The following is a 17656-nucleotide window of genomic DNA, read 5'->3' as shown; positions in this document are numbered from 1 at the left end:
CGCCCGTGCCAGTGTAGGTCGGTCAAAGGGCTGCCAGAGGCAATCTCGTCATGACATTGAAGCGCAGCACTGATGTGCTGCGTGCATTACTTCCTGCCCCGTGGGCCCTCAGGCGAGCAAGTCGCTCAATGTCCGTGCAATCACCTTGGTGGCGCGGCGCAGGTCTTCGAGCTGCAGGCGCTCGTCGGCGCGCTTGGCGTGCGATTCGAGGACCGTGCGGGGGCCTGCACCGTAAATCACGCCGGGAATGCCGCGCTCCACATACAGGCGCACATCGGTGTAGAGCGGCGTGCCCACGGCGGGTACCGGTTCACCGATCACGGCCTGGGCATGTTGCTGGATCGCATCGACCAGGGGCTTGTTGCCCGCCAGCGGCGTCATCGCGTTGGCCAGCAGCAGGCGCTTGATCTCCACGCTGATACCGGCGCGCTCACCTGCAGCCTGTTCGATCACGCGGCGGATGTTGGCTTCAACCTCCACCGGGTTTTCCTCGGGGATCATGCGGCGGTCGAGCTTGAACATCACCTTGCCGGGTACGACGTTGGTGTTGGTGCCGCCCTCGATGCGGCCCACGTTCAGGTAGGGGTGCTTGATGCCTTCGACCTTGGACGTGACCTTCTTGTACTCGTCGTTCTGTGCGTACAGCGCGTTCAGGATGTGCACGGCGCCCTGCAGGGCATCTACTCCGGTGTGGGGCACGGCGGCATGGGCCATCTTGCCGTGCACCGTCACTTCCATCTGCAGGCAGCCGTTGTGGGCGGTGACCACTTCGTAGCTGAAGCCTGCGGCAATCATCAGGTCGGGCTTCGTCAGTCCCTTTTGCAGCAGCCAGCCGGGGCCGAGTTCGCCGCCAAACTCTTCGTCGTAGGTGAAGTGCAGCTCTACCGCGCCCTGGGTGGGCCTGGCCACGGCTTCCAAGGCCCGCACCGCAAAGGTGAAGCTTGCAAAGTCGCTCTTGCTCACGGCGGTGGCGCGGCCATACATGGCGCCATCGACGATCTCGGCGCCGTAGGGGTCGTGCGTCCAGCCTTCGCCGGGCGGCACCACGTCACCGTGGGCGTTCAGGGCGATGGTCCTGCCGCCGCTGCCGTACGGTCTGCGCACGATGAGGTTGGTGATGGATTCCATGCCGTAGGCCAACACATCAGCGGCGGGCACGGCGTGCTTTTCGGCCTCGTAGCCAAAGTCCTTCAGCAGCTCGGCGGTGCGCTCGGCATGGGGCGCGTTGTTGCCGGGGGGCGTGTCGGTGGGTACGCGCACCAGGGCCTGCAGAAAGCGCACTTCTTCGTCAAAGTGCTGGTCGATCCAGGCGTCCAGCGCGGCGTGGTGGTTCGGGGTGGTCATGGTTGTGGTTCCTCGGCAAGCTGGTGCAGCACCTGGGTGAAGGCGTCCACGGCCAGTTGCATGTCGTTGTTGGTGGTGGATTCGAGCGGGTTGTGGCTGATGCCGGAGTTTTCTCCGCGCACAAACAGCATGGCCTGCGGCATGATTTCGTGCAGCTTCATGGCATCGTGGCCTGCCCCACTGGGCATGCGGAACACGGGCACGCCCAGGTGGTCCACAGCACGCTCCCACTGGTGCTGCAGGGCCGGGGCGCTGGGGGCTGCTGCGGCGCGCATGGATTCCTCCAGCGTATAGCGCAGGCCGCGCCGGGCTGCGATCTGGCCCAGGTGGTCCAGCACATCGCGCACCAGTGCGTCCCGTTGCGGATCGGTGGGCGCACGCAGGTCCAGGCTGAACTGGCAGCGGCCCGGCACCACATTGATGGAGCCGCCGGGCACGTTGAGCAGGCCGATCGTGCCCACCGAGTCCCCGTCCTGGGCGGCGCGCTGCTCGATGTACAACGCCAGCTCAGCCACAGCCACGGCCGCATCGCGGCGGCGGTCCATGGGGGTGGTGCCTGCGTGGCTCGCGATGCCGATCATCTCGCCCACAAACCGCACACCCCCATTGATGGAGGTGACCACGCCCAGCGGCAGATCCAGCTCGTTGAGCACCGGGCCCTGTTCGATGTGAACTTCAATGAAGCCCAGGTACTGCGCCGGGTCGCGCTGCAGCTTGGCAATGTCGTCGATACACAACCCAGCGTGTTGCATGGCCGCGCGCATGGTCACGCCATCGGCATCCTTCTGGTCCAGCCAGGCGGGGTTGAAGTGACCGATGAGCGCGCCCGAACCCAGGAAGGTGGCCTTGTAGCGCTGGCCTTCCTCTTCGGCAAAGGCAATCACCTCGATGCCAAACGGCAGGCGCCGGCCCGCGCGGTGCAGTTCGCGCACGCAAGCCATGGGCACAAATATGCCCAGGCGCCCGTCATACTTGCCGCCATTGCGCACGGTGTCGTAATGCGAGCCCGTCATGAGGTACTTCGCCCCGGGCGTCGCGGCGCGATACCGCCCTACCACGTTGCCCACGGCGTCCACCTCGACCTCGTCAAAGCCGCAGTCGCGCATCCAGTGGCTGATGCGCTGGGCGCAGGCCCGGTGGGCGTCGGTGAGGTAGGTGACGGTGAGCTGGCCCTTTTCGGCAAAGCCGGGGTCGGAGTGTTCGGCCAGCTTTTCATGCCAGTCCCACACGTCATTGCCCAGCACAGGTTCGGCGGCGAACTTGTCGTTCAGGCGGATCTCGGCGATGCGGTGGATGTTGCGCAAGGCCTCTGCCACCTCGAATTCCGGGTGGTTATCGAGCCGCCGCGCAAAGGTGTCGATGATCTGCTGCTTGTTCAACCCCGCGCCACGCGGTCCTCGCACGGCCAGAATGAAGGGGAAACCAAAGCGTGCGTTGTAGTCCGCATTGAGCTGCTGGATGCGCGCAAATTCGTCCGGCGTGCACTGGGTCAGGCCCGCCTTGGATTGCTCGTTGGTCGACTCGGCGGTGAGGCTTTTCGCCACCATGGCCTTGCCCGCCAGCTCGGGGTGGGCGCGGATCAGGCCCAGCTGCGCCTCTGTGCTGGCGGTGCGCACCGAGTGGGCCAGGGCGTGCTTGAGGTGTGCCAACGAGCGGAACGGCCGTTGGGTGAGCGCCTGCTCGGCAATCCAGGGGGAATGCTCGTACACGCCGTCCAGCGCCTCCAGGGCCTGCGCGGGCGTGGCGGCGTTCAGTTGGTCAAGGGTCCATGCCATGGTCATCAGGCCTTTGTGGTGGGATAGGGGTGCACGGCCTTCCAGTGGCGCGCGATGTCGATGCGGCGGGCCACCCAAACCTTGTCGTGCTGTGCGATGTGATCCAGAAAGCGCTGCAGCGCCGTGATGCGGCCCGGGCGGCCCAGCAGGCGGCAGTGCATGCCAATGCTCATCATCTTGGGTGCGTTGTCGCCAGCCGGGTCGCCCTCGGCATACAGCGCATCGAAGGTGTCCTTCATGTACTGGAAGAACGGGTCGGCGTGCGAATAGCCCTGGGGCAGCGCAAAGCGCATGTCGTTGCAATCGAGCGTGTAGGGCACGATGAGCTGGGGCACCACGCTGCCGTCGGTCTTTTGCACCTTCATCCAGAAGGGAAGGTCGTCCCCGTAGTAGTCGCTGTCGTATTCAAAGCCGCCGTAGTCGGCCACCAGTCGGTGGGTGTTGGGGCTGTCGCGGCCGGTGTACCAGCCCAGGCCGTGCACCTGGCCTTCCGAGCCTCCTCGTGGGCCCGTGAGGCGCTCGATGATGGCCATGGCCTCGGCCATGTGCGCGCGCTCGACGTCTTCTGGGATGTGCTGGTAGTGGATCCACTTGAGGCCATGGCAGGCAATCTCGTGGCCCAGCTCCACAAAGGCTGCAGTGAGGTCGGGGTGGCGCTGCAGGGCCGTGGACACGCCAAACACCGTGAGGGGCAGCTGGCGCTTTTCAAACTCGCGCAGGATGCGCCACGCGCCAGCGCGCGATCCGTATTCATAAATGCCCTCCATGCTCATGTGCCGCTCGGGGTAGCTGGCCGGGTTGAACATTTCGGACAGGAACTGCTCGCTGCCCGCATCGCCATGCAGCACCGCGTTTTCGCCGCCCTCTTCGTAGTTCAGGACGAATTGCACGGCAATGCGCGCGCTACCGGGCCACTGCGCATGGGGCGGGGTCTTGCCGTAGCCAATAAGGTCGCGGGGGTAGGCCTGGGTGGTGTCGTAGATCATGGTGGGGTGGTTTTCAAGAGGCCAGGGCGGCGGCCAGATCGCTGGCAGGGCGCTTGCGGTCAAAGGTCAGGCTGGCTTCGACATGTTCGAGGTGGCTTTGCATCAAGGCGACGGCACGTTCTTCGTCGCGCGCGGCCAGGGCCGCCACGATGTCGGCGTGCTCCTCGTGCGAGTGTTCGGCGGCGCTGGCCGACTGGTACATCAGCGTGATGAGGGCACAGCGCGAGATCAGGTCGCCCAGCATCTGCGCCAGCACCTCGTTGCCCATCAGTTCGGCCATGCGCACATGGAAGTCGCCGAGCAACTCGGTGCGTGTGCTGGCGTCGTGGGTGCCCATGGCGGCCTTCTCGCTGGCCACGTGGGCGCGCAGGGCCTTGAGCTTGGCGGGCGTCACGCTGCGCACAAAGGCGCGGGTCATCTCGGTCTCCAGCATGCGGCGCACGGCAAACACCTGGCGCGCCTCCTCGACCGAGGGTGTCGCCACAAACGCGCCCCGTGCGGGCTCCAGCGTAACCAGCCGGTTTTGCGCCAGTTGAAACAGTGCCTGGCGCACCAGCGTGCGTGACACGCCAAAGTGGTCGGCCAGCTTTTGCTCGGCCAGCTTGGTGCCGGGTTGCAGGCGGTGTTCTACGATGGCGCGGGTCAGCGCTTCGACGATGGCGCTGGTGGAGGAAGATTCCATGGCTGCATGATACGGTGGATGGTGAAAAGTGTATACACTTTTGGTCTACACACTGCGATCTGGCAATCGTCGCCGATTGGACAGACTCTTACTTCAGGAGATTCCCCCATGGGATTGAGCACCCACGTTCTGGACACCATGAACGGCTGCCCTGCGGCCGGCATGGAAGTGGCCCTGTATTCCACCGACGGCGACAACGCCACCCTCATCAAGCGCCTGGTGCTGAACCATGACGGCCGCACCGACGCACCGCTGTTCGACAACGCCAGCCTGCGCACCGGCACCTACCGGCTGCGCTTTGATGTGGCGGGCTACTTCAAGGCCCGGGGCGTGCATCTGCCCGAACCCAATTTTCTGAACCAGGTGAGCCTGGACTTCGGCATTGCGCATGCCGACCAGCACTACCACGTGCCGCTGCTGGTCAGCCCCTGGAGCTATTCGACCTACCGGGGCTCGTAGCAAGCGCTGCCTGACGGCCGAAGTGGCCTGGCCGCTCAGGGGGATATTGCTACAGCTGCCCTTCGGTCAGCGTATCGAGCTGAAAGTGCCCGCTCTTGTCCCACAGCCAGGTCTCGGTGTAGGTGACCTTGCCCATGCGGGCAGGGACTGGGAAGGGGGCCGCAGCGCGCACCGTGCGCTCGATTTCGGTGACCACCTCGGGGGCATGGCGCGGGGCGCGCATCCAGTGCAGGCGGGTGATCTTGCCCGCGCGGTCGATGTCGAGCTGCAGCACACCGATGGCATACAGCTGCGGCGGCAGTTTGCCTTTGAAGATGCGTTCGCGGTTCAGCCCATACAGGTGCGTGGCGGCATCCTGGCGGTAGGCCAGCGGTGTGGCAGCGGCCGAGGGGCGCGCAGATCCGGCCGTGGCAGGCACGGGGCCCTTGACGCCGCTGGCATCGGGGCCGGTGGAGGGGACGCTGTCGGGCGCGGGGGCTGGCGTGGGCTCTGGCGGGGACTTGCAGGCCGAGACCAGCGCCGCACCCACGGCCATGCTGCCTGCCAGCAACCAGTGGCTGCGCTTTCCGGTGGAGCGGGGAGAGGGCGTGTCGGGCATGGTGTGAAAGGTTCCTGAGGCTGCGGGCACGATAACCCAGCGGCGAAGGTGGTACGTTACAAAATGACGACGGCTGCAAAGGGGATGCAGCAACATGCCTCACCGGAGGGTGAGCCGCTTGCCTGGCCCCGTTTTGCGTCCGTCACGAAAAGGATCGCGGTGACAAATTTGCAAATGCTGCTGGACGGCCTGGGGGCCGCGCCAGCCTGTCTGGTGACCGTGGAGTCTACCCAAGGGTCCGTGCCCCGGGAGCACGGCGCCTGGATGGCGGTATTTGCCGACCAGCTGGTGGGCACCATCGGCGGCGGGCATCTGGAGCTGCAGGCGATTGCCGAGGCGCGCCGCCGCCTGGCGGGTGGGCCGGTGACGGCGCTTGGGCCGATGCGGTTTGCGCTGGGACCGGCGCTGGGCCAGTGCTGCGGTGGGGTGGTGCACCTGGGATTTGAGCTGCTCACGGCGCAAGACGCCCCGGGGTTGGCCCAGCGCCTCACACCCAACCTGCACCCGGTGGCCCTGTTTGGCGGCGGGCATGTGGGCCACGCGCTGGCCCGCGTGCTGGCGCCACTGCCCTTTGCCCTGACCTGGATCGACAGCCGGGACGGCATCTTCCCGCCCGACCCGCCGGAGGGCGTGGTCTGCGAACACTCCGAGCCGGTTCAACTCGCCGTGCCCCGCCTGGCACCCGGCAGCCGCGTGCTGATCATGAGCTTCAGCCACGCCGAGGACCTGGACGTGGTGGCCGCCTGCCTGCGCCGCCAGCGCGAGCAGGGCGACCTGCCCTTCATCGGGCTGATTGGCAGCCAAACCAAGTGGGCCACCTTCAGCAACCGCCTGCATGAGCGCGGGTTCGCGCCCGAGGAGCTGGCGCAGGTGACCTGCCCCATCGGCATTCCCGGCATCGGGGGCAAGGAGCCCGAGGTGATTGCCGTGGCCGTGGCAGCGCAGTTGCTGCAGACGCTACCGCCCATGCCAAAGGCCGGGAAATGAGGGTAATTCCGGCCCCGAATGCCCCAGGTTGGGGCTGGAATCGGGAACAATTCCTGCATACACTTTGACGTACCGGTCGCAGCGGTGCCCCGGCCAGCAACCCACTGGCCAAGGTGCGCGACCTCAATGTCTGCTCAGAGCGCCCGCAGTGGTGAGCAGGTTTGCTGTTTGGCGCTAACGCGCCATCAAGGTTGAGATATGGAAAGCTACTTTCTCGACTGGGCCAACCTGCTTTTGCGCTGGGTCCATGTCATTACGGCCATCGCCTGGATCGGCTCGTCGTTCTACTTCGTTTTTCTGGACAGCAGCCTCACGCCGCCCGAGGACGAAGACCTCAAGAAACAAGGCGTGAGTGGCGAGCTCTGGGCCGTGCACGGCGGCGGGTTCTACCACCCGGTCAAGTTTGCGGTGTCGCCGCCGCAGTTGCCCAAACACCTGCACTGGTTCTTCTGGGAGAGCTACAGCACCTGGATCAGCGGGTTTGCGCTGTTCACCGTGTCCTACCTCTACAGCGCCAGCACCTACCTCATCGACAAGTCGCGCATGGACTGGGCGCCCGCCACCGCCATCGTGGTGGCGCTGGGCTTCTTTGTGGTGTTCTGGCTGCTGTACGACGCCATCTGCCGCATCTTCGGCCAGCGCAAGAACGGCGACGCCATCGTGGGTGCGCTGGTGCTGGTGCTGGTGTGCGTGGCCTCGTGGCTGGCCTGCCACTGGTTTGCGGGCCGCGCAGCCTTTCTGCTGGTGGGGGCGATGATCGCCACGTCCATGAGCGCCAACGTGTTCTTCTGGATCATCCCCGGCCAGCGCACCGTCATCAGCCAGATCAAGGCCGGCCAGCCCGTGGACCCGATCCACGGCAAACGCGGCAAGCAGCGCAGCGTGCACAACACCTATTTCACGCTGCCCGTGCTGTTTGCCATGCTGAGCAACCACTACAGCTTCACCTGGAGCCACCCGCAAAACTGGCTGGTGCTGATCCTGATGATGTTCGCGGGCGCCGCCATCCGCCAGTTCTTTGTGATGCGCCACGGCTACAAGCTAGGCCGCAACGGCAACCCGCTGCCGTATGCGCTGGTCGGCGTGGCGGTGATCGTGGGCGCTATTGTGTGGATGCGCCCCGCACCGGTGGCCACCCCCGTGGCGAATGCTCCTGTTTCAGGAGCAGCCAGCGCAGACAAAACCGGCGCTAGCGGCCAAAATGACTTCAAGGCCGTGCAGGCGGTGCTGGAACAGCGCTGCTACATGTGCCACGGCGAGCAGGTGCAGATGAAGAACCTGCGGCTTGATTCGCCCGACAGCGTGAAGCAACACGCCCAGGCCATCTACCAGCAGGCCGTGGTGCAAAAGCTCATGCCCATGAACAACGCCACGGGCATCACCGATGCGGAGCGTGCGCTGATTGGGAAGTGGTTTGAGGCAGGGGCTGCAACGGGGCCTTGAATGTGTTGAGTGCCGCGGCAATCGGCCAGAAGCAGTCGCTCACAGAATCGCCAAGAAGCGGACGTGGCTCGACGGAGCCTTAGGCTGTTGCGGCGCGCCTCTGATAATCTCCAATACTGATCCGGGGTACCGCTCTTAGAACCTCTGGCCGCGCTCGGTATAGGCGCCTGGCTTGAGAGGTGCTCTGTGCGTGACTCAACCTTTGCCTGGCTTGTACTGGCGGCAAGCGTGCTCGCGGAAGTCGTTGGAACCATTGCACTCCGCTATGCGGATGGCTTCACACGTATTTTCCCTTCCGTCCTTTCAGGGCTTTGTTATTCCGCGGCTATCTGGCTTATGGCAATCGCCGTCCGGCATATGGAAGTCGGACTTACCTATGCGGTATGGGCGGGAAGCGGAACAGCTTTGACGGCGGTGCTCGGAATGCTCTGGTTTGGTGAGTCGGCGAGCTTCCTTCGACTGGCCGGTCTAAGCTTCATAGTTTTGGGCGTCATTGCTTTGAACTTGAGTGCCCGATAAGTCGCCGGACACGCATTTCCAAAGACTGATTCACGCTTCAGCGAACGGCTGCAAAGGGACCGAAGCGGACTTGTTTGCCTCAAGCCGAGCAGCGTCGAGGACCCAATGCTGGCAAGCCAGAACCCCGTTTTTGCGTCGATGTTGCGTCCTGGGTATGCGATCCAAACAGGCCCTACGCCGCCAGCACATCCTGCAGCGCCCGCGTGGCAGCCACCGCCCCCAGGCTGGATTCGGTGAAGCTGCCATGCAGCACGACTCCCGTGGATGCCTGCTTGGCCTCATGTTTGGCCACGGCGGCCAGGTTGGCCACTTCTTCGGCATGCCGAAAGCGCCCGGGCGTGATGCGCACGGCGCCGATGGCCAGCGTGGTGCACGGAAAGAACCGCTGCACGCCATGCCGGTCCTCGGCATGGATGCCGCCTGCCAGCCGTGCGCTGTCGTCGAACAGCGTGACGGCCTCGCGTGCGAACTCGTCCACGATGTTCTTGCAGCGCTGCAGCCAGTTGCTGCTCTGGAAGATCAGCATGAAGTCGTCCCCACCCACATGGCCCACAAAGTCGCTGCGTGCGTCGCAGTGTGCCGTGGCCAGGCGCGCCACCAGGCGGATCATCTGGTCGCCGCGCCAGTAGCCGTAGTGGTCGTTGAAGGGTTTGAAGTTGTTCAGGTCCGCATAGCAGGCCACGAACTCGGTGCCGCTCTCCAGCAAGCGCTGGATGTGCAGGCTGATCGGAATGTTGCCGGGCAAAAAGGTCAGTGGGTTGGCGTGGCGCGCGGCCTCGATACGGGTCTCGGTCACGGCGCGCACCAGCTGGTCGCCGGTGCCCAGGCCCAGGTAGCGGCCGTTGTCGGTGACGATGTAGCCGTCGCTCAGGTAGCGCTGGTCCTGCGAGGTGAGGATGCCCACGAGCTGGTCCACATCGCAGTCCAGCTCGACCACGCGCGGCGCCAGGTTGGCAAACGCCAGGCAGGACTTGCGGCCATGCACCTCGCGGAAGTACGGCGTGGCGTAATGATTCATGAACTGCTGGCGGTTGATGAGGGCCACGGGGCGTGACCCGTCCACCACCGCCAGCGCGTGCAGGTCCGTGTGCTGGCGGAACAGGGCGGCCACGGCATCGTTGTTGGTGGCGGGCGCTGCGGTTGGCGCCTGCACCACCAGCAGGCTGCGCAGGATGCCTGGGCGCGCGGTCTGCCCCAGGTGCGGCAGCACGGCCACGCGGCGGTCGTGCATCACCTCCAGCGCCGCTTCGTCCACCGCCTCGCGCGGCGCCATGGCCGGGCGGCCCAGCAGCCAGCCCTGGCCCAGGGGGATGTCTAGGTCGCGCAGCGCGCGCAGGTCGTCGCGGGTTTCGATGCCTTCGGCGATGAGCTGGGTGCCGAACACATCGGCAATCCCCTTGATGGCCTGCAGCATCTGCAGGTTCTCGGGGTGGTCGCTGATGTCGCGGATGAAGTATTTGTCGATCTTCACGAAGTCGGGCTTCACCTCGGACCACAGCCTGAGGCTGGAGCGGCCATCGCCAAAGTCGTCCAGCGCCAGCCGCGCGCCGCAGGCATGCACAGCCTTGATGGCCTGGCGCAGCTGGGGCATGTCGGTCACGCGTTCGTGTTCGGTGATCTCCAGCACCAGCATGCGAGCGCTCAGGCCCAGGCTGCGCACGGTGTTGCCCAGCTCGGTGGCGCCGATCAGCTGGACGCCATGCACCAGCGCATCGGCGCTGATGTTCACAAACAGCCGGCCCGGCGCGTCGTGGCGCCCCCATTGCTCCATGGCGGTGTAGACGCATAGCAGCTCAAAGTCCTGCAGGATGCCCTCGTGCCGGGCCAGCTCCAGCAGTTTGTCGGGGGTGTGCAGCGGGGTGTTCTGGGGCCCCCGGATTAGTGCCTCATGCGCGTACACCTGGCCCTCGCGCAGGTCGGCCAGGGGCTGGAACACGCAGTACAGCCCGCCCTCGCGCATCAGCCGCGCCAGGGGGCCGGTGCCCTGGCGGGCGGCGGGCGATAGCAGCGCCATCATCGCCTCCAGTCGGCTCCATGGGGTGTTGTGCATGGCTGTTGTGGGTCCCTGAGCAAGGGTGCCGACGATACCGGTGGTGTGTGACAGGCTAGTTACAGCAACGTGACTGGTGCGGCCGCTGCACAATGCGCGGCATGCACCCAGAAACCCAGCCAGCCAGCCCCTCCCTGCCGGACTACCGCACCCACCCCCGCGCCTTTTTGAAGGCGCTGTTTGATGCCGCAGTGCACAGCGCACAACCCCTGCACGGCATGCGCCAGTGGCTGCCCCAGCCGCCCAGCCGCGAGAGCGGGGGGCGCACCCTGGTGCTGGGCGCGGGCAAGGCGGGGGGCGCCATGGCCCAGGCACTGGAGGCTCTGTGGCCGCAGGACGCGCCCCTGTCGGGCCTGGTGGTCACCCGCTACGGGCATGTTCCGCCCCGGCCTGCGGGCGTGCCGCAGCGCATCGAGGTGGTGGAGGCCGCGCACCCCGTGCCCGATGCGGCGGGGCTGGCCGCGGCGCAGCGCATTCTCGATCTGACCCAGGGGCTGACGGAGCACGACCTGGTGCTGTGCCTGATCTCGGGCGGGGGCTCGTCCCTGCTGACCTTGCCCTGCGACTGGGTGACGCTGGAAGACAAGCAGCGCATCAACCGCGCCCTGCTCGACAGCGGCGCGCACATTGGCGAGATGAACTGCGTGCGCAAGCACCTCTCGCGCATCAAGGGCGGGCGCCTGGCGGCGGCCTGTGCGCCAGCGCGCGTGGTCACGCTCACCATCAGCGACGTGCCCGGCGACGACCCGTCGGTGATCGCCAGCGGCCCCACCGTGCCGGATGCGACCACCTGCGCCGATGCGTTGGCCATTCTGGCGCGCTATGGCATCGAGGTACCCCCGGCCATCCGCACTGCGCTGGAGGCAGGCCGCCTGGAGACGCCCAAACCCGGCGACGCGCGCTTTGCCGGGCATGCCGTGCATCTGATCGCCACGCCTCAGCAGGCGCTGGAGGCCGCGGCCGCGCTGGCCCGTTCAGCGGGGCTGCCTGCGCATGTGCTGTCGGATGAGATCGAGGGCGAGTCGCGCGAAGTGGGCAAGGTGCATGCGGCGCTGGCCCGCGCGGTGGCGCGGCGCGGCCAGCCGTTTGCGGCGCCGTGTGTGATCCTGTCGGGGGGGGAGACCACCGTCACCGTGCGTCCGCGTGCACCCGGTGTGCCTCGGGGGCGGGGCGGGCGTGCGGGCGAGTTTTGCCTGGGCCTGGCGCAGGCGCTGCAGGGCGAGCCCGCCGTGTGGGCGCTGGCGGCCGACACCGACGGCATCGACGGCAGCGAAGACAACGCGGGGGCCTTTGTGTGCCCCGACACGCTGGCGCGCGCAGGCGCTGCAGGCCTGCGCATCGACGACCACCTGGCGCGCAACGACGCCTGGGGATTTTTTGCGGGGCTGGACGACCTGCTGGTCACCGGCCCTACGCACACCAACGTGAACGATTTCCGAGTGCTACTGATTTTGTAGCTGCTCAGGCATATCGCACTTGCGCCTGGGGCCGCTGGGGCTTGGAAAAGGCCCCGGGCGCCCTGTGCAGGCCTCAGAACCGGTGGCGGATGCCCACGCCGAAGCTGTTGCCCTTGGTCTGGTTGGTGATGCGGTCGTTCATGGCCATCACGTACACATCGGTGCGCTTGGACAGGAAGTAGTCATACCCCACGGTGAAGGTCTTGCGCGAGATGTCGGTGGCCGTCATCTTGGTCTGCGCCCACGAGGCCAGCACCTTGCCGGTGGCGCCTGCGGGCACCGACACGCCCAGCTGCGTGGTCTTGGCCTTGTTGGTGGTGTTGTCGGCCTTGGCCTGGCCGTAGCTGGCAAAGGCCTTCACGATCGCAAAGTCATACGCGCCGCCCAGCATCCAGTCGGTCTTGGTGGTGCCCAGGTAGGTGCTGGGCACGGCGGGGTTGCTCATCTGGTCGCGCTCGTAGAAGCCGGTAAGGGTGACGGGGCCGTTGAAGTACAGCGCGTTGATGCCCACGTTCTTCTTGCTGCTGTCGCCCGCGACCTCGCCAAACTGGTAGTGCAGGTTGGCGGTCAGGCCGCCCAGGTTGGGCGTGCTGTAGATGATTTCGTTGGACCAGCCGGTGTCGGATGGCGTGGTCGAACCCCAGCCCGTGCCGTTGAACAGAGGCACGTTCATGTGCAGGATCAGCGGTGCAAAGGTGAACGAGTCGCCCAGCGGGTTCGACAGGATGGACGGCAGGAAGTTGGGGGCCAGGCCGCGCCCCACGGTCACGGTGCCCCAGCTGTCGCTCAGGCCCACGTTGGCATCGCGCGAGAAGAACGTGTCGTTGGCAAATCGGCCCTGGATGCCGCTGTCCACCTTGATGAACGAGGTGAGCGCAAAGTTGGCCTTGAGCCCGCCGCCCAGGTCTTCGGTGCCCTTGAATCCGAACCACGACGTGGTCATGCCGCCGCTGTTGACCACCCTGCTGCTGCCGGCGTCACCGGCGTTTTTCATGGAGCCCACAAACACATCGGTCAAGCCCATCAGCTGGACGGAGCTCTGGGCCTGGGCGCCGGTGGAGCACAGCAGGGCGCCACTGAGCGATAGAGACAGTGCAATCAGGTTTTTTTTCATGGAGTGATTCCTGGGGAAGAAAGCGCCGGAGGTCCGGCGGGTGCAAGGGGAGACGCGGCCCCTGTTGCACCGTGGTGCAGGGCGGGGCCCGCAGTTGGGGCATCGCAAGTTCCATGCCCTGGTGCAACACCTGTTTACATACTTTTTGGCCGGTTCAGGGCGCACCCATGCACGTTGCTGGCGCAGTTTTCGTGTGTTTTGGCGCAAACCTGGGGCGCGCGGGGCGGGCGACATGGTGCGGCTTTGATGTGGCTCAATGCCACGGGCGCAGCCGCACGGCACAGTGGCTTCCATGCTGCCATCTACCCTTTTTTCTCTGCCCGCTGACACCGAGGTGATCGCCCCCGGCGAAGTGCTGCGCAGGCGCAATGAGGTGCTGACGACGGTGCTGCACCTCGAAAACGGCCGTGTGCTGCGCGGTGTGCTGGACGACGGTTTCCTGCGCCACCAGCTCGGTGCCGTCGAGGGGCCGTTCTGGCTCGACGCCGCGTCGGCCCTGATGGGCCTGCCGCTACCGGTGGACATGGTGGCCGACACGCGTGTGCATGTGCGGCGCATCCCCATCGAGGAGTTTCGCCGCAGCCTGGCCGCCATGCCTGCGGGCGCGCGGGGGCTGCTGCTGGACATGGCGCAGGGCTACCGGCAGCAGTCCGAGCTGGCCGTGAGCCGCCTGGCGCAGGACGCCGAATCGCGCTGCGCGCAGTGGCTGCTGAACCACGCCCAGCCCGACCACAGCGGCGCCATGCAGGTCACCCTGCACCAGCGCAAACGCCTGATTGCAGCGCAGCTGGGCATTGCGCCCGAAACCTTCTCGCGCGTGCTGCGCCACCTGCGCGAGCTGGGCCTGATCCACGGCACCGGCAATGTGCTGGCGCTGCCCCAGCCACGGGCATTGCAGTCGATGGCGGGCTGCTGACACAGCGTTCTTGACACCGCGTTCTTGACGCCCTGCAGCGACTGTCGGGTTGCGCCTGCCGGCAGCCACGGACTGCCCTTGCGTTGCATTTGCTGACAAGCCCCGCACCCCGGGGCGATGCGCCTTGGGTGGTGGCACGTTCTGCCTGGCTGTGGGAGCTGGCACCACGCTGCAGGGCCCTTGCCGCAGTCCGCTTCCATCCCTCCACACACCCTTCCCGTACCCTTCCCGCACCCCGACGGGCTCAGGGTTTTTCCTTGGCTTTACCCAAGGGTTCCACCCAAGCCCCCGGGCACAGGCCCTGCGTATATTTGTTGGGACATGTCTGCCATGACCCGTCCCCATGCCGAACTTTGAGCGTGCCCATCAGCCTGCAGGGGGGACGCGTCCATGACGCCGCCGCCCGGCCCCAAGGCAGCCCCGGACCTTGATCCGGGCTGGCTGGTGCCCGGCGCCCTGGTGCTGCGGCTGATGCTGGTGGCGGCGCTGGCGGTGGCGCTGTCGGGGGCGGTGGCCGCCTGGCTGGTGACTCGGGCCTCCGGGCAGGAGGCCATGCGCCGGGTGGTGAGCCAGCAGACCGACGAGGTCGAGGTGGTGGCCCGGTTGCTGGCCAGCAAGATCGAACAAAGCCAGAAGGTGCTGCGCACCGTGGCCGCAGGCATCACACCGGCGATGCTGGAGTCACCCTCGTCGCTGGAATGGCTGCTGCAGCAGGGCCTGCCTGCGGTGCAGTTCTTCGACACCATGCAGGTCGCCCGCGACAACGGCGAACTGCGCCTGAATTTGCGCGCCGGTCAGATCGAAAAGGCCGCGGACCTGGACCCCACCGAACGCGATGCCCTGCGCCGCACCCTGGTGGATGGCAAGCCCCTGGTGTCCGAGCTGATCGCCGGCCGCCGGGGCGAGGCGCGGGTCATGTTCACCATGCCCCTGCACCGCGAAGACGGCACGGTGGTGGGTGTGGTGGCAGGGGCGTTGCGCCTGCAATCCCAAAGCCTGCTGCCACCGTCGATGACGCTGCCCGCCCGCGATGACTCGCAGCTCATCGTCTTCACCCGCGACGGCACCATCCTGTCGCACTCCGACCCCACCCGCGTGCTGGGCCAGGTGCGTGATGAAGTGGGCCTGGCCCCGGTGTACACGCGCTGGCAAAGCCAGGCCCAGCCGGTGGTGGGGCGGGGCATGACCCATGTGCAGTCCGACCACATCGTGAGCATGGCGGGCATGCCGCTGCCGCAGTGGATCGTGGCGCGCGTGAGCCAGTCGCAGGCGCTGCTGGCACCGCTGCGCGGCGCCCAGCGCGAAGCCTGGTGGCTGGCGGTGGCCAGCATGGTGCTGTGCATGCTGCTGGCGGTGGCGCTGATGGGCTGGATGGCCCAGCCGCTGGCGCAGCTGACCTTCAAGGCGCGCCAGTTGCTCAGGACCAGCGCGCGCCAGCAGCCTGCGCAAGATGTGCACTGGCCCCGCGCGGGCGGCGAGGTGGGCGAACTGGTACGGGTGTTCCAGGGCCTGGTGCAGCAGGGCAGCCTGCAGCAGTCGCGCAAGGACACGGTGGTCGGCCAGTTCCAGGCCGTGCTGGACAGCGCCCCGGTGGGCATCGTCATCACCCGCCACGGCATGCTGGAGGTGGTGAGCCACCAGGCCTGTGTGATGCTGGGCTACAGCGCGCAGGAGCTGCAGGGCCGCCCCGCGCGCATCCTGTACGCCAGCGACGCCGACTATGCCCAGGTGGGAGACCGTGTGCGCGCCGAGGTGGCGGCGCATGGCGCGTTCGACGGCGATGTCTGCTTTTTGCGCAAGGACGGCACCCCCGTGTGGGCCCGCGTGCAGGGCCAGGGCGTGCGCCCCGAGGAGGTGCACGGTGGCACCGTGTGGATTCTGGAAGACATCACTGCCGCGCGCGAGGCCCAGGTGCAGCAGTCCTGGGGCCGCGCGCACGATGCGCTGACGCAGCTGTACAACCGCGCCGCGTTTGACGAGCGCCTGGGTCAGCTGATGGCCGAGCGGTCGGCCCGCCAGCGCGCTGTGGTGCCCGCCGCCGATGAGGAGAGCGGTGAGACCCAGGGCGACGGGGTGGTGCTGTTCCTCGACCTGGACCATTTCACCGTGGTCAACGACATTGCGGGCCACGACGCGGGCGACGACGTGCTGCGCCACGTGGCCCGGCTGCTGGCGTCCCATGTGCGCCAGATCGGCTGGGCGGCACGCCTGGGGGGGGACGAGTTTGCGGTGGTGTTGCCTGGTTGCGCTCTGGCACGCGGCCAGGCCGTGGCCGAGCAGTTGCGTGCGGCGGTGCGCGCGTGGGAGCCGTCGTACCAGGGGCGCAGTTTTACGCTGGGGGTGAGCATCGGGCTGGTGGTGCTGGACGCCAGCTTGCAGGATGTGCCGTCGGTGTTGTATGCGGCGGACATGGCTTGTTATGACGCCAAGCGGGCGGGGCGCAACCGGGTGGAGACGCGGCATGCGAGGGATGCGTCGGTGACTTCTTCGGGGCGGATGGCTTTGGGGCCTGTTTGAGGGCTTTTGGGCTGGATGCGCTAGTGGGATATGCGGTGATAGCTATTGATTTTGTAGCGTTTTCTTGTGGTTGCTGATTGGGCCGCATGCCTTTGGTAAGGGCGGAGGCCGGGAGTCGCCCGGCGTGCGAGTAACTTTCTTTTGCTTCGCCAAAAGAAAGTCACCAAAGAAAAGGCGACCCCCAGTCTGCGACCCCTGCGCTTCGCTACGGGGCAAACCTGCGGCGTGTCGGTTGCGGGGTGCGCCGCAGAACTCACTGCGCGCTGGCGCGCTTCGTTCAAACAACTGCGGCGAGTCAGAGCACGAAGCATGGGCGCTCCGACGCCCATGCCACCCCGCAACCGCCCCGCCGCAGGCGCAGCCAGCAGGGGTGGGACATCCGAACAGCCGAACAGCCAACATCCATTCGGGCCATTGCTGCGCTCGGCCCAGGCTGCGCAGCGCGTGGCGCTTGCGCCCGCGAGTTGGGGCCGAGCGAAGCAATGGCCCGTGTGGAAGTTCTGCCCCCAGTGCCCCTGTGGATGCGCCGAGGAGCGCAGGGTTTGGCGGATCAGGGCTCGCGTGTGTCTGAGCGACGCGCAGCGGCGCGAGTTGAGCGAGACCCCGCCAAACCCGAGCACCGCAGGTTGCCCCGTAGCGTCAGCGCAGGGGACGCAGACAGCGGGGTCGCCTTTCTTTTGGGCACTTTTCTTTGGCGAAGCAAAGAAAAGTGCCTCGCCTGCCGGGCGACTCCCGGCCTCCGCCCTTAACAAAGGCATGCGACTCAGTCAGCGCACACAACCAAACACTACAAAATCAATAGCTACCAA

14 protein-coding genes are annotated in these 17656 nt (G+C 66.5%); 7 read left to right on the top strand and 7 right to left on the bottom strand.

Features of this window, described 5'->3' with window-relative positions; all coding sequences use genetic code 11:
* Window positions 1-108 precede the first annotated feature (108 nt).
* From ATF69_RS21560 to ATF69_RS21545, 4 genes are read right to left on the bottom strand one after another with little or no spacing between them, the layout of a single operon-like run.
* Window positions 109-1344, bottom strand: a complete 1236-nt coding sequence (locus ATF69_RS21560) for a M20 family metallopeptidase (protein ID WP_099729443.1) — start codon at window positions 1342-1344, stop codon at window positions 109-111.
* Window positions 1341-3119: a 2-oxo-4-hydroxy-4-carboxy-5-ureidoimidazoline decarboxylase gene (gene uraD, locus ATF69_RS21555; protein WP_146872229.1), complete on the bottom strand. Its 1779-nt coding sequence runs from the start codon at window positions 3117-3119 to the stop codon at window positions 1341-1343. The genes ATF69_RS21560 and uraD overlap by 4 nt, the downstream gene beginning before the upstream one ends.
* A gap of 5 nt (window positions 3120-3124) precedes the next feature.
* Window positions 3125-4105 carry an allantoinase PuuE gene (puuE, locus tag ATF69_RS21550; protein ID WP_146872228.1) on the bottom strand — a complete coding sequence of 327 codons (981 nt, stop codon included), beginning with the start codon at window positions 4103-4105 and terminating at the stop codon, window positions 3125-3127.
* A 13-nt stretch (window positions 4106-4118) separates the two neighbouring features.
* Window positions 4119-4787, bottom strand: a complete 669-nt coding sequence (locus tag ATF69_RS21545; RefSeq protein ID WP_015012869.1) for a GntR family transcriptional regulator — start codon at window positions 4785-4787, stop codon at window positions 4119-4121.
* 108 nt (window positions 4788-4895) lie between these two features.
* Between ATF69_RS21545 and uraH the strand changes: the two genes are divergently transcribed.
* Window positions 4896-5246, top strand: a complete 351-nt coding sequence (gene uraH, locus ATF69_RS21540) for a hydroxyisourate hydrolase (protein WP_099729445.1) — start codon at window positions 4896-4898, stop codon at window positions 5244-5246.
* 49 nt (window positions 5247-5295) lie between these two features.
* Here the strand turns inward: uraH and ATF69_RS21535 are convergent, their stop codons facing one another.
* Window positions 5296-5844, bottom strand: a complete 549-nt coding sequence (locus tag ATF69_RS21535; protein ID WP_146872227.1) for a hypothetical protein — start codon at window positions 5842-5844, stop codon at window positions 5296-5298.
* A gap of 159 nt (window positions 5845-6003) precedes the next feature.
* Between ATF69_RS21535 and xdhC the strand changes: the two genes are divergently transcribed.
* The 3 genes from xdhC to ATF69_RS21520 all read left to right on the top strand — a co-directional run bounded on the left by xdhC (window position 6004) and on the right by ATF69_RS21520 (window position 8793).
* Window positions 6004-6831 carry a xanthine dehydrogenase accessory protein XdhC gene (gene xdhC / locus ATF69_RS21530; RefSeq protein ID WP_146872226.1) on the top strand — a complete coding sequence of 276 codons (828 nt, stop codon included), beginning with the start codon at window positions 6004-6006 and terminating at the stop codon, window positions 6829-6831.
* A 198-nt stretch (window positions 6832-7029) separates the two neighbouring features.
* The gene (locus ATF69_RS21525) at window positions 7030-8274 is read left to right on the top strand and encodes a urate hydroxylase PuuD (protein ID WP_146872225.1); all 1245 of its coding nucleotides are present in this window, start codon (window positions 7030-7032) and stop codon (window positions 8272-8274) included.
* Window positions 8275-8460: 186 nt separating this feature from the next.
* Complete coding sequence (locus ATF69_RS21520) at window positions 8461-8793, top strand: DMT family transporter (protein ID WP_121943585.1); 333 nt, start codon at window positions 8461-8463, stop codon at window positions 8791-8793.
* 172 nt (window positions 8794-8965) lie between these two features.
* Here ATF69_RS21520 and ATF69_RS21515 read toward each other — a convergent pair whose 3' ends face one another.
* The gene (locus ATF69_RS21515) at window positions 8966-10843 is read right to left on the bottom strand and encodes an EAL domain-containing protein (RefSeq protein WP_244303785.1); all 1878 of its coding nucleotides are present in this window, start codon (window positions 10841-10843) and stop codon (window positions 8966-8968) included.
* Between the two features lie 101 nt (window positions 10844-10944).
* On the opposite strand from ATF69_RS21515, the gene ATF69_RS21510 reads away from it, so the two are divergent.
* On the top strand, window positions 10945-12300 hold the full coding sequence (locus ATF69_RS21510) for a glycerate kinase type-2 family protein (protein ID WP_146872224.1): 1356 nt from the start codon (window positions 10945-10947) through the stop codon (window positions 12298-12300).
* A gap of 73 nt (window positions 12301-12373) precedes the next feature.
* Here the strand turns inward: ATF69_RS21510 and ATF69_RS21505 are convergent, their stop codons facing one another.
* Complete coding sequence (locus tag ATF69_RS21505; protein ID WP_146872223.1) at window positions 12374-13414, bottom strand: porin; 1041 nt, start codon at window positions 13412-13414, stop codon at window positions 12374-12376.
* 292 nt (window positions 13415-13706) lie between these two features.
* On the opposite strand from ATF69_RS21505, the gene ATF69_RS21500 reads away from it, so the two are divergent.
* On the top strand, window positions 13707-14330 hold the full coding sequence (locus ATF69_RS21500; protein WP_056060781.1) for a Crp/Fnr family transcriptional regulator: 624 nt from the start codon (window positions 13707-13709) through the stop codon (window positions 14328-14330).
* A 390-nt stretch (window positions 14331-14720) separates the two neighbouring features.
* On the top strand, window positions 14721-16847 hold the full coding sequence (locus ATF69_RS21495; RefSeq protein ID WP_099729451.1) for a sensor domain-containing diguanylate cyclase: 2127 nt from the start codon (window positions 14721-14723) through the stop codon (window positions 16845-16847).
* Window positions 16848-17656 lie beyond the last annotated feature (809 nt).

Origin of the sequence: Acidovorax delafieldii, from assembly GCF_007993815.1 — a bacterium.
Lineage (GTDB): Bacteria > Pseudomonadota > Gammaproteobacteria > Burkholderiales > Burkholderiaceae_C > Acidovorax > Acidovorax delafieldii.
This window is presented reverse-complemented; position numbering and strand designations above follow the sequence as displayed.